The organism is Deinococcus maricopensis DSM 21211 (genome assembly GCF_000186385.1).
Lineage (GTDB): Bacteria > Deinococcota > Deinococci > Deinococcales > Deinococcaceae > Deinococcus_B > Deinococcus_B maricopensis.
On record NC_014958.1, the window covers coordinates 1,137,596 to 1,149,248 of the forward strand.

Here is an 11,653-nt window from a genome sequence, read left to right on the forward strand (position 1 = left end):
GCTCAGGGCAGACGCGCCAGCCAGACGTACCGCTCTTCCATGAACGGCAGGCCGTCCGCCGTGACCCGCGCCGCCCACTCGGCTTCGGTGAGCGTGCCGCCGTTGAACTCCGTGTGCAGGCGCGCGTCCTGGAACGTCGGCAGATGCCCGCGGACCCGCACGCTCCACCCCGTCGCCACCTCCAGGCCCGCCAGCGCCAGCCGCCCGGCGATGCGGGCCGCCACCGCCTCACCGCCCGCATGAACGCCCAACACGCGCGCGCCCGGCGCCGCCAGCGTCCGCAGGTGCGGAATGACGCTTGTCGGTCCGCGCCGCGACACGATCAGGTCAAAAGGCCCGCGCAGCCCTGCCGGGATCGGCGCCGACGACGAATCCCACTCCACAAACGTCGCGCCCGGCACGTCACGCTGCGCCCGCACCAGCGACGCGGGCGTGAAATCGTACCCGGTCCAGTGCGCCACGCGCGGCGCGAACCGCGCGGCGTCCACGCCGTGCCCGCACCCCGCCTCCAGCACGCGGGTGTCCGGCGTGAGCAGGGGCTCCAGCAGCGCGTCGAACAGCGCCTCGCCGCTCGGCCCGGCGAGCGTCTGCCGCCACGGGTGCACGTACCCGCCCGTCCGCGCGGCCAGCGCCGCGTACCATTCACGCGAGTGAGGGGTGAGCGCGCTCATCCGCGCAGCGTACACCGCGCGAGCGCCCGCATCCGCCACCCCCGCCCACGACACGTCAGGCGAGACGCCCGAGCCGCTCGCAGATCACGGCGTACACGGCGTCTTCGCTTGCGCGGAGCGCCACGCGCGCGTTCGGCTCGCCCGGCCGCTCCACCAGCTGCCCGATGGCGTCCACGTCCTCGTCCACGACGTCCACGCGCCGCGCCTCCACGCCGAACGCGTCCGGCTGGAGCAGCGACACGACCGTGCACGGGTCGTGCAGCGCGGCGCGCTCCCCCACGTCCCGGGCTTCCAGCCGCGTCAGGTAATCGTCGAGGAACGCCGCGGACGTGCGCGCCGCGACCGTCCCGACCGCGCGCACCTGCGCTTCCCGCGCCCGCGTCACGCGCACCTGATGCGTCACGTTCAGCGGGAACAGCGTCGGGTTCAGGCCCGCATTCAGCACCGCCCGGGCCGCGTGCGGGTCCGCGAGGAAGTTGAACTCCGCGTATGCCGAGGCGTTCCCGCGCTCCAGGCCGCCGCCCATGATGACCGTCCCCGCCAGCAGGTCCGGCAGGTCCGGCGCGAGCTGCAGCGCGAGGGCCACGTTCGTGAGCGGCCCGGTCGCCACAAGCGTCACCTCGCCCGGTGCGGCGCGCGCTGCGTCCACGATGGCCTGCGCCGCCACGCCCGACGCGACTGGACGGACCGGCTCGGGCAGGCGCACGTTCCCCACGCCGCTCTCCCCGTGAATGTGCGGCGCGTACAGGGGCTCACGCTGCAGCGGACGCGTCGCGCCCGCGTACACGGGCGTCGACGCGCCCGCCAGTTCCACGAGCGCGCGCGCGTTGTGCAGCGTGCGCTCCAGCGGGGCGTTCCCGTGCGTGACCGTCACGGCCAGCACGTGCAGGTCCGGGCTGCCCAGCGCCGTCAGCAGGGCAATGGCGTCGTCATGACCGGGGTCGCAGTCGAGCAGGATGGATCGCGGCATGCCGGAGTTTACGCCCCCGCCGCACCGCGCGCGCTGTCAGAATGCCCGCATGGACGCGACCGTCACCCCCCCGACGTACCAGCCCCCGCCGCCCGACCTCGTCAGCACGCGCGCCGCCGTGCACGCCAACGGGCGTCAGCTCACGCGGTGGCTGAACATCAGCCGGATCGCCGGGGTGCTGGCCTGCGGCGTGTTCGGCGTCCTCATTCCCGTCGGCGTGGCCTGGGCGCTGCGCCTGCAGGGGACACTGGTCGGGCCCGAACTGCTGCTGCTCGTCGGCACCGCCGCGCTGATGTTCCTGCAGGCCGCGCTGCTGTGGTGGGTGATCGGCTGGACCCGCGAGTACCTCACGCGCCTGCGCGAGTGGGCGCTCGGGCAGCCCGTGGACGGTGCGCGGCTCGACACGCTGCGCCGCACCCTCGCCGCGTGGCTCGCGTTCGGCCAGTGGGGGTACATGGCGCTGCTCGTGCTCATCACCGTGGCCGCCCCGTTCCTGATGCGCCTCGACCCGGACTTCGACTTCACCGCCGGGGAGTCCGCCGCGTTCACGCTGTTCTGGCTGTTCACGGCGCTCGCGTCGTACGCGCCGGCTGCCATCATCAACTGGCTGGTGCTTGGCAGCGTCCGCCGCTGGATGGACACTGTCACCAACCGCGCTCTGCACCGGGGCGCGGCGCTCGCCACGCCCGCCGCGAACGCCGTGAGCACCTGGTTCATCGTGCTGCTGGTCCTGGTGGGGCTCAGCGCGCTGTCGATCCTGCCCATGCTCGCCTTCGTACCGTTCGTGCCGCTCGCCATGAACGAAACCCTCGAGGGCGCCGGCACCCTGGCCGTGACGCTCATCCTGGGCGCGACCGTGCTGCTCAGCCTCGCCTGGATGGTGCTGCTGTTCCTGCTGCTGCTGTGGTCGCGTGGCTTCGCGCTCGCCGTGGCGACCGTCGCAGACCATTACGCGCCCACACCGGTCAATTTCGGCGCCGTCGCCCCCAAAATACTTGAATGAGAGTTCGATGAATGATGATTCCATGGCCCCCACCTCCCGCACCCTGATCGGCGCCCTGACCACCGGGCAGGTCCTGCTGGGCTGCGTCAACGTCCTCGGCGTCTTCGGCCTGCTCGCTGCAGGCACCACCACCCTCGCCGGTGCCCCCGGACCGGACGTTCTGCTGCTGGTCCTCAGCGGGCTGTACGCCGCCGCAACCGTCCTGGCGTTGATCCTCAGCGGCTGGGCCAAAGGCTGGATCGCCCGCCTCACCGAAACCGCGCTCGGCCTGCCCACCGACCCGCAACTCAGCCCCCTGCGGCTCACGCTGGACCGCTGGCTTCCCTTCCTGCAGCGGCTCGGCGTGGCCCTCGCGGCGCTGCTGGTCATGGGCTCCGCCCTCGGCGGCGGCTGGCTCGCCACCAGCCTGCACGCTCTGGACAGTCAGCAGGCGGCCGGCGCCGGCGTCATGACCCTCATCATGACCAGCACCGCCCTGGTGGCCGGCGGCATTGGCGCCGTCCTGAACTGATTCCTGCTCGGCAGCCTGAAACGCTACCTCAACGTCGCCACCGATCGCGTCTTCGGCAGTCAGGTCCTGCTCATGCCCCTCAGCCAGTGGTTCATGGCCCTGCTAATCCTGCTGGGTCTGCGCCTTATGCGTGCCGGGTTCGCCGTACTGGGCAACCTGATGCAGGGCTCAGCCGCGCCAGGCACCCTCGGCGCGGGCGTTGGCCTGCTGGCCGTCGTGACGAACTTCCTGATCATCCTGTGGGCCCGCCAGCTCCTGCTCAGCCCCGCCCAGGCGCTCGACGCGCACCCCCCCAGCGCTCCACCGGCAACTCTGCCCTCACCGCCACCCCGAACGTGCTTGGATAGGAACGCATGAACACGGAAACCATTGCCCGCACCACGCGGCAACTCATCGGCGGCCTCACCGCCTACCAGATTCTCCAGGGCTTCTTCGGCGGCCTGGCAGTGCTCGCCCTGCTGTTCGTCGGGGTCATGGGCGTCGGCGTCGGCGGCCTCGGCCTCGACGCCTCCGAGCGCGCCGTCCTCGGCGCGCTCACCGTGCCCTTCCTGCTGCTCGCCGTCGCCTACGCCGCGCTGTTCATCCTGTCCCTGCTCGTCATCGGCTGGGCGAAAGGCTGGCACGCACGCATCCGCGACGCCGCCCTCGGCGCGCCCGCCGACCCGCACTTGCAGGTCCTCCGCGGCACGCTGGGCCGCTGGATCACCTTCTACCAGTGGCTCAGCGTCGTCACGCTCGCCCTCGTCCTCCTGGCCGTGCTCGGCGGCGGTACCCTCATCAGCGCCATCGCCGGCGCCAGCGACCTCACCAACGGCGTCAGCAGCGGCCTGGTGACTTTCTTCGTGCTCATCGCCATCCTGCTGTTCGCGGTGCCCAGCGTCATCCTGAACTGGCTGATCCTCGCCAGCATCCGCCGCTACCTGAATGCCGCCACGGACCGCGCCCTCGGTGCGCCCGTCGCCGTCATGCCCGCCGCCACCACCGTCGGCAACTGGTTCGTGTTCCTGCTGGTCCTCGTCGGCCTGGGCCTCGTCTCACAACTGTTCGGCAGCCTCGCCGGCATCGCCGGGAGCTTCCTGCCGTCCACGTCCGACAGCGAAAGCGTCCCCCTGCTGGTCACGCTCCCAAGCGCTGTGTTCAGCGTCCTGATGTACGTCCTGCAGTTCCTGCTGGTCCTGTGGTCACGGACGCTCGCGCTCAACGTCGCGGCCGCCTTCGACGCCCGCCCTCAAGCGGAAGTGCCCATGGACGCACCGACGGGCCTGCGCCTCGACAAATAACCGACCAACGACGCCTCCGGCAAAGTTGCCGGAGGCGTCGTTGTAGACACCCCCACACGGGGGCGCCTCCGCACCACTTCAGATCTATGAGTGAGAGCGGCGCCGAACTGCCTGGTGCGGCGCATGGCGACGTCCATGGCGTGCCGCAGCACCTGCCTGGAGATAGGCGCACCTGTGTGCTGAGCCGCTCGAACTCTAGCCCGCAGTGCTGTGTGACGGTACGGAGGAGTTTCTCGTTCGCGCTGCAAGTGCCTACTGGCCGTGGCGAATCAGGCACTGTGCGCGGGGGCGATGACGAATGGATCGCGGGCCGTTCACCGGGGAGCGAGGGGGGCGTGCCCGCGGCGATGGCATTCGTATCCGGCGGACGAACAACATCCGTAGCAGGCTGTAGGCCTTGACCAAGCACGTTGAGGATGTCGAGAAGGGACCAAAACAGTGGGGGCGCATGCGCCCCCACTAACGTCGTTGACGGGGCCGGTTGGACGACTTACACGAAGCTTGCGGGAACGTCACGCTGTCATTGTTGACCCCCAGAACGGCCGAGTCCTGAGCTGGTGTCCTCCGGGCAGAGGAGCCTTTGTTTGGGAAACCAGTGCCTGAGGCAGCCACCCGCCTATGAGCGCACGCTCTAGTAGCCGTTGAGGTGTTCCTCGTAGGCGATGCTGGCGGCGCGCTCGGCGTCCTTGAGGTGCGGTTGCAGTTCTTGCACCATGCGCGCAGCGACGTCCTCCGGGAGGAGGTACTGGGCGGCTGTCGGGTGCGCGGCGACGACGCGCACCCGGTCGGTGGTGGGGGGGTGCGAGTCGTCCAGACGTAGGCGGTGTTCCTCGATGCGGATGCGGATGCCTTCCAGCGTGGCGGGGCTGGCGTGCTCCAGCTGGTGCTTGAATTCCTCGAAGGCGTTCTCGCGCTCTGGTGCGCGTTTCTGCTTGTGGAGGGCGTAGTCGAACAGTTCGGAGACGTGCAGGCGGTTCAACAGGCTGAGCATCTCGGGGGTACCGCTGGCGCGGGCGGCCAGCAGGTCCGCCCGGAACTCCGCGCGCTGACGGTCTTCGCCCAGCAGGCTGTACAGGGCCCACAGGACCCCCATTGGGGCGAGGGACAGGGCGCGCATCAGGAGGGCGGCCAGCAGTTCCAGGGGGCCAGGATGGGCAGTGGTGGGGGGGTGCAGGACGGCGTACGTCACGGTGAGGGCATGGAGGGCGCGTGCGAGTAGCTGGCTGCGCGCGGGGTCGCCGTTGACTTCGTGCGCGAGTTCATGGGCGATCAGTGCCACGCGCTCCTGGGGGGACAGGGCGTACAGCAGGGGGATGCCCAGGCCCAGTACGCGGCGTGACGGGAAGCCCGCGCGCGTCACGAACGCGTTGTAGTCGGCGGTGAGCAGTACGGTCTGTGGAAGGGGCGCGCCGAGGAGCTTGGCGACGTCGCGGATGACGCGGAGGGTTTCCGGGTGGGTGGCGTCGGTGATGACCTGCCCGGCGGGGTGGTTGAAGCGTGGGCGGGTCATCCAGGCGCTGCCCAGCAGGACCGTGGCGGCAATGGCCGCCCAGAGGCGGGCCATGCCGTTCCAGTCGAAGGCGCCGAGGACGCCGGCGGCGAGGAGCAGTCCGACGAGGACCGAGGTGAGGTACAGCGTGAGCACGGCGTACACGATGAGGTCGGCGAGCCAGAGGCGTGGGGAGCGGTGTTCGAATTCACCCCGCACGAATTCGTCGCGGACGCGTGCGGCTTCGCGGTCCGCGAGGTGTTGCAGGGTGCGTTCGAGGGGAGACGGGGCAGCGTGGCTCACGGCTGCAGCGTAGAGCAAATGTGAAGAGCATGAGGGCGACTTTCCGGTTTTCCCGAGACGGACGTTCCCGCCCGGGCGCGCTCGCTACACTGCCCGCATGACGCTGTTCGAGCCGCCCGCCCCCCTGGCAGAGCGCCTGCGGCCCCGCACCATCGAGGAAGTCGTCGGGCAACGGCACCTGCTCGGGCCGGGGCGGCCGCTCACGCGCACGCTCGCGTCCGGTCGGCTGGGCAGCCTGATCCTGTGGGGCCCGCCGGGCGTGGGCAAGACCACGCTTGCGCGCCTGCTCGCCCGGGCGGTCGACGCGCACTTCATTGCGCTGAGTGCCGTGTCGGCCGGCGTGAAGGACATCCGCGAGGCGGTGGGGGAGGCGGAGCGCGAGCGTGGCCGGGGCCGACGCACCCTGCTGTTCCTGGATGAGATTCACCGGTTCAACAAGGCGCAGCAGGACGCGCTACTGCCGCACGTGGAGTCCGGCCTGCTCACGTTGATCGGCGCGACGACCGAGAACCCCAGTTTCGAGGTGAACCCGGCCTTGCGGTCCCGCGCGCGGACGCTGGTGCTCGAAGCGCTCACGCCCGAGGACATCCGCGGCCTGCTAGAGCGCGCCCTCGCGGACGAGCGCGGCCTGCCCGGCGTCACGGCGCAGCCCGAAGCGCTCGACCTGCTGGCGCGCCTCGCGGACGGTGACGCGCGGCGCGCACTGAGCACGCTGGAGGTGGCCAGCACCCTTGCGGACCCCGTCACGCCCGAGGCGATCACCGAGGCGTTCGGGCGGCACCTGCCCGCCATGGACAAGAACGGCGAGGACTTCTACAACCTGATCAGCGCGCTGCACAAGAGTGTGCGCGGCAGTCACGTGGACGCGTCGCTGTACTGGCTGGCGCGCATGGTCGAGGGCGGCGCGGACACCGGGTACGTGGCGCGGCGCGTGGTGCGTATGGCGTCCGAGGACATCGGCCTAGCGGACCCGCAGGCCCTGCGGCTCGCCATTGCCGCGCGCGACGCCGTAGAGTTCCTCGGCAGCCCGGAGGGGGACCTGGCGCTCGCGCAGGCGGTCGTGTACCTGGCGCTCGCGCCGAAAAGCAACAGCGTGTATACCGCGTGGGGGAACGTGCTCCGCGCCGTGCGTGAAGGGGAGACGCTGCCGGTACCCGTGCACCTCCGGAACGCTCCCACGGCGCTGATGCGTCAGCAAGGGTACGGGAAGGGATACGCGTACTACTTCGACGACCCGGAGGGGAGCTTCGAGCAGGCGTACCTGCCGGACGGCGTGCACCTGCACCTGTACGCCCCGACCGGCGAGGGCTGGGAGGCGCGCGTGCGCGAACGGTGGCGCAAACTCCAGGCGGCGCACGGCGAGGCGCTGCCCGACGAGCCCGCCGCGCCAAGCGACGCGGACACGCCAAGCTGACGCGCCCTTCACTCAACTGGGTGCGTTTTGACAGTCCGCGTATCATGCGGGGTATGACGGAACGGAAGTATTTCGGCACGGACGGCGTGCGTGCCGTCGCCGGCGAGTTCCCGCTGACGGGCGCCTGGGTGTTCAAGCTCGGCGCGGCCGCCGGCGAGGTCCTCAAACGGGACAACGCCCGCGCGAAAGTCGTGATCGGCAAGGATACGCGCCAGAGCGGCGACATGCTTGAAGCGGCCCTCGCAGCGGGCCTCACCTCGCGCGGCGTGGACGTGATTCACGTGGGCGTGCTGCCCACGCCCGGCGTGAGCTACCTGACGCGCCACCTGGGTGCGGACGCGGGGGTCGTGATCAGCGCCAGCCACAACCCGTACCAGGACAACGGCATCAAGTTCTTCGGGCGGAGTGGCGGGAAGCTCAGCGACGCGCTCGAAGCGGAAATCGAGCGGGCCATCGACGCGGTGGAGTCGCTTCCGCCCGTGACCGGCGTGGACCTGGGCGGCGTCACGGATTACACCGAGGCGGAACGCCTGTACGTGCAGTACCTCGTGACGCACGCGCCGGACCTCGCGGGGGTACGCATCGCCATGGACTGCGCGAACGGCGCGGCGTACCGCGTCGGCCCGAAAGTCTTCCAGGCGGCCGGCGCGGACCTGTTCGCGGTGTTCACGAACCCTGACGGCCGCAACATCAACCGCGACTGCGGCAGCACGCACCTGGAGCGCCTGCAGGGCATCGTGCGGAGCGGCGATTTCGACCTGGGTGTCGCGTTCGACGGTGACGCGGACCGCTGCCTGTTCGTGGACCGGCGCGGCAACGTCGTGCACGGTGACCACCTGCTGCTCCTGAACGCGCGCGCGCGCGGCGAGCGGGGCGTCGCCACGACCATCATGAGCAACATGGCCCTGGAAGTGAAACTCCAGCAGGCCGGCATCACGCTCGAACGCACGAACGTCGGCGACCGCTACGTCCACGAGCGCCTGCACGAGCGCGGCCTGCACCTCGGCGGTGAGCAGAGTGGCCACATGCTGTTCCTCGACGTGTCGCCCACCGGCGACGGCGTCCTCACGGCCCTGCTGTCCCTGGCGTCCATGCGCACGCTCGGCACCACCCTGGATGAGCTGTACGACGACCTCGAGATGTTCCCGCAGACGCTCGTGAACGTCCGCGTGCAGGACAAGCGTGCGGCCGTGCAGGCCCCGGACGTGCAGGCCGCCGTGCGTGCCGCCGAGGAACGCCTCGCCGGGCGGGGCCGCGTGAACCTGCGCCCCAGCGGCACCGAGAACCTCGTGCGCGTCATGGTGGAAGGCCCGGACGCGCAGGAGATCCACGAGGTCGCGCAGGGCATCGCGGCGTTGCTGCAGACGAACCTCGCGCGCGCCTGACCCGCACGTCACGCTTCACTCCCGGCCCGGCTCCGCGCGGGGCCGGGCACGCACCGCAGGAAGGCGGCCACCCATGAAACCCAAACAGATCGAAGCGCAGATGACGCGCGTCCTGTCCGACGCCATCGCGGAACTCCGCGACCCGCGCGTGCCCCTGATCGTCACCGTCGAGCGCGTGTCGGTCACGTCGGATTACAGTATCGCCCGTGCGTACGTCAGCACCATCGGTGATATCGGCGCGCTGCTGGACGCCCTCGTGAACGCGCGCGGCCACCTGCAGCGTGAGGTGGCGCGCGCGATGAACCTGCGCCGAACGCCCATGCTGGAGTTCTTCGACGCGAACGAACGCCGTCTATGACCGAGCACACCACCACCCTGCACGTTCGGTACGCCGAGACGGACGCGATGGGCGTGGCGCACCACGCGAACTACCCGGTGTGGTTCGAGGTGGGCCGCACGGACCTGATGCGCGCGCTGGGGTTGCCGTACACCGAGGTGGAGGCGCGCGGGTTCTACCTGATGCTCTCCGACCTGGGCGTGCAGTACCGCCGCGCGGCCCGGTACGATGACGCCCTGACGCTGCGCACGCGGGTGGAGGAGGTGCGCAGCCGCCGCCTGATCTTCGCGTATGACCTGACGCGCACCGAGGCGGACGGCAGCGTCACCCTGATCGCCGCGGGCCGCACGGTGCATACGCCGACCGACAAGCAGTACCGCGTCGCCAGCATTCCCGAGGACGTTCTCGCGCTGCTGCGCGGCTGAAGCGCATGCCCGGAAGGGGTGAGCGCGGCCCCGAGACTCTCGGGGCCGCGCTCACCTCTTGGGTCAGTTGAGGTGCTCTTCGTTCCAGGCGGTGTCGAGCAGGCTGCGCACGTGGAAGGCGTCGTTTTCGTTGAGGTCGTGGACTTCCTGGTTGAGGAGTTTCAGGGCGCGGCGGTACGCCTGGCGGTCCAGGTCGGGCAGGCCGCGCTCGACGTTCCAGCGGCGCAGTTCGCACGCGAGCGTGGCGAGTTCGAACGGGTCGCCGCTCACGAGGATCTCGGTGACTTTGCGGTGGCGCGCGGCCCACTGGCGGGGCAGGTTCAGCTGGCCTTCCTGCAGGCGTTCCAGCAGGGCGGGCATGTCCTCGCCGGTGAGGGCGGGGCGCATGCCGGCGGTCATGGGGGCGTCGACGGGGACGAAGGCGCGTGAGGTGGTGTTCGGGAACTCCACCTGGTAGTACGCGTGTGGTGTGCCTGCTACGGGTCTGGTGCAAGTGCCGCTCACGACGCCAATGCCGTACGGCGGAAGAACAACGCGGTCACCCTTGCTGAATTTCTTCATGCTTTCCCCCTCATGTGCGTTCGGCCCGCGTTCGGGCCTGTTCGGTCTGGCCGGCAGTACGGTGCGCACAGCAAACCGGCCCAGCAGGAGGCTGGGCCGGTCAGGAGTCACCGTTGATTCGTGGTGTTCGCCACGCGGGCGAGGGCCACGGACGTGGCGCGTCGGGGTGAATTCCCTGGTGTGACGTTCACTCCGCGCATACATGGAGTGTACGCCGTTCTCATGAGAGAAATTTCTTAAGATTGGTCGGTGCTCTCATCCCCGGTGGGCACTGCGTCCCGGAGGCGGCCCTGGCGGCGCAGCGCGTCGGCGAGCAGGAATTCGATCTGGGCGTTCACGCTGCGGAACTCCTCGTTTGCCCAGCGTTCCAGGGCGGCGTACACGTCCGGGTGCAGGCGCAGGGGGTAGCTTTTGCGTTTCACGCGGCGGTCCTGCCTGCGCCGCTCAGTATAGGCTGCCGGCGTTCACGACGGGTTGCGTGCCGCGTTCGCTGGTGAGGACGACGAGGAGGTTGCTGACCATCTGCGCCTTGCGTTCCTCGTCGAGTTCGACGATGTCCTGTTCGCTGAGCATGCGCAGCGCCTGGTCGACCATGCCGACGGCGCCCTCGACGATGGTTTGGCGGGCGGCGACGATGGCGGATGCCTGCTGGCGCTGCAGCATCGCACCGGCGATCTCGGGGGCGTACGCGAGGTGCGAGAGGCGCGCTTCGAGCACCTCGACGCCGGCGTGGCGGAGGCGCGTGGCGAGTTCCTTAGCGAGCGATTCGGCGACCTCGTCGGGGTTGCCGCGCAGGCTCAGGCCGGTGGTGTCGTAGTGGTCGTAGGGGTACTGCGCGGCGAGGTGCCGCAGGGCCGTTTCGGCCTGGATGCCGACGAACTGCGTGTAGTCCTCGACGTCGAAGCTGGCGCGGGCGGTGTCCACGACGCGCCAGACGATCACGGCGGCAATTTCGATGGGGTTGCCGTTCTGGTCGTTGACCTTGAGGCGTTCGCTGTTGAAGTTGCGGATGCGCAGGCTGAGGCGGCGGCGGCTGGTGAACGGGTTCGTCCAGAACCAGCCGTTCTTGCGTTCGCTGCCGACGTAGCGTCCGAACAGCGTAATGACGGTCGCCTGGTTCGGCTGGATGATGAAGAAGCCGCACAGGATCAGGAAGGCGAGCACGAGCGGCACAAGGAACAGCGCGGTTTCGCGGGTGATGAGCCAGCCGCCCACGGCGAGCAGGGCGAGCATGACGAGGAACATAAGGGGGCCGGGCAGGGACAGCGATTGACGTTCCTTGGATTGCATAGGGGGTACCTCCG

14 protein-coding genes are annotated in these 11,653 nt (G+C 70.0%); 8 read left to right on the forward strand and 6 right to left on the reverse strand.

Translation table 11 applies throughout. From position 1 onward, the window contains the following. Positions 1-2: 2 nt before the first annotated feature. Both DEIMA_RS05205 and DEIMA_RS05210 read right to left on the reverse strand, forming a co-directional pair. Positions 3-671, reverse strand: coding sequence for a class I SAM-dependent methyltransferase (locus tag DEIMA_RS05205; RefSeq protein WP_013556182.1), 669 nt, complete (start codon positions 669-671; stop codon positions 3-5). A gap of 55 nt (positions 672-726) precedes the next feature. Next, a complete protein-coding gene (locus DEIMA_RS05210) occupies positions 727-1,641 on the reverse strand; it encodes a nucleoside hydrolase (RefSeq protein WP_013556183.1) in 915 nt (304 codons plus the stop codon). A 49-nt stretch (positions 1,642-1,690) separates the two neighbouring features. Between DEIMA_RS05210 and DEIMA_RS05215 the strand changes: the two genes are divergently transcribed. The 4 genes from DEIMA_RS05215 (at position 1,691) to DEIMA_RS05230 (ending at position 4,435) form a co-directional block, all read left to right on the forward strand. Continuing rightward, a complete protein-coding gene (locus DEIMA_RS05215; protein WP_013556184.1) occupies positions 1,691-2,644 on the forward strand; it encodes a hypothetical protein in 954 nt (317 codons plus the stop codon). A 22-nt stretch (positions 2,645-2,666) separates the two neighbouring features. Beyond that, the gene (locus DEIMA_RS05220; RefSeq protein ID WP_013556185.1) at positions 2,667-3,155 is read left to right on the forward strand and encodes a hypothetical protein; all 489 of its coding nucleotides are present in this window, start codon (positions 2,667-2,669) and stop codon (positions 3,153-3,155) included. Between the two features lie 72 nt (positions 3,156-3,227). Further along, positions 3,228-3,512 (forward strand): hypothetical protein, encoded by a 285-nt coding sequence (locus tag DEIMA_RS05225; protein ID WP_013556186.1) that lies wholly within the window; start codon positions 3,228-3,230, stop codon positions 3,510-3,512. Then, positions 3,509-4,435: a hypothetical protein gene (locus DEIMA_RS05230; RefSeq protein ID WP_013556187.1), complete on the forward strand. Its 927-nt coding sequence runs from the start codon at positions 3,509-3,511 to the stop codon at positions 4,433-4,435. Before DEIMA_RS05225 ends, DEIMA_RS05230 begins: the two co-directional genes overlap by 4 nt. A gap of 631 nt (positions 4,436-5,066) precedes the next feature. On the opposite strand, the gene DEIMA_RS05235 is transcribed toward DEIMA_RS05230, so the two are convergent. Next, positions 5,067-6,227, reverse strand: a complete 1,161-nt coding sequence (locus DEIMA_RS05235; RefSeq protein ID WP_013556188.1) for a M48 family metallopeptidase — start codon at positions 6,225-6,227, stop codon at positions 5,067-5,069. A gap of 97 nt (positions 6,228-6,324) precedes the next feature. On the opposite strand from DEIMA_RS05235, the gene DEIMA_RS05240 reads away from it, so the two are divergent. The 4 genes from DEIMA_RS05240 to DEIMA_RS05255 all read left to right on the forward strand — a co-directional run bounded on the left by DEIMA_RS05240 (position 6,325) and on the right by DEIMA_RS05255 (position 9,788). Then, a complete protein-coding gene (locus DEIMA_RS05240) occupies positions 6,325-7,641 on the forward strand; it encodes a replication-associated recombination protein A (protein WP_013556189.1) in 1,317 nt (438 codons plus the stop codon). Positions 7,642-7,694: 53 nt separating this feature from the next. After that, a complete protein-coding gene (gene glmM, locus DEIMA_RS05245; RefSeq protein WP_013556190.1) occupies positions 7,695-9,026 on the forward strand; it encodes a phosphoglucosamine mutase in 1,332 nt (443 codons plus the stop codon). A gap of 73 nt (positions 9,027-9,099) precedes the next feature. Next, positions 9,100-9,384: a 30S ribosome-binding factor RbfA gene (rbfA, locus tag DEIMA_RS05250; RefSeq protein ID WP_013556191.1), complete on the forward strand. Its 285-nt coding sequence runs from the start codon at positions 9,100-9,102 to the stop codon at positions 9,382-9,384. Further along, positions 9,381-9,788 carry an acyl-CoA thioesterase gene (locus DEIMA_RS05255; RefSeq protein ID WP_013556192.1) on the forward strand — a complete coding sequence of 136 codons (408 nt, stop codon included), beginning with the start codon at positions 9,381-9,383 and terminating at the stop codon, positions 9,786-9,788. The genes rbfA and DEIMA_RS05255 overlap by 4 nt, the downstream gene beginning before the upstream one ends. 63 nt (positions 9,789-9,851) lie before the next feature. On the opposite strand, the gene DEIMA_RS05260 is transcribed toward DEIMA_RS05255, so the two are convergent. The 3 genes from DEIMA_RS05260 to DEIMA_RS05270 all read right to left on the reverse strand — a co-directional run bounded on the left by DEIMA_RS05260 (position 9,852) and on the right by DEIMA_RS05270 (position 11,639). Beyond that, complete coding sequence (locus tag DEIMA_RS05260; protein WP_013556193.1) at positions 9,852-10,349, reverse strand: CarD family transcriptional regulator; 498 nt, start codon at positions 10,347-10,349, stop codon at positions 9,852-9,854. Positions 10,350-10,585: 236 nt separating this feature from the next. Further along, positions 10,586-10,771 carry a type II toxin-antitoxin system antitoxin gene (locus DEIMA_RS05265; RefSeq protein ID WP_013556194.1) on the reverse strand — a complete coding sequence of 62 codons (186 nt, stop codon included), beginning with the start codon at positions 10,769-10,771 and terminating at the stop codon, positions 10,586-10,588. A 22-nt stretch (positions 10,772-10,793) separates the two neighbouring features. Further along, a complete protein-coding gene (locus DEIMA_RS05270) occupies positions 10,794-11,639 on the reverse strand; it encodes an SPFH domain-containing protein (RefSeq protein WP_013556195.1) in 846 nt (281 codons plus the stop codon). Between the last annotated feature and the right edge of the window lie 14 nt (positions 11,640-11,653).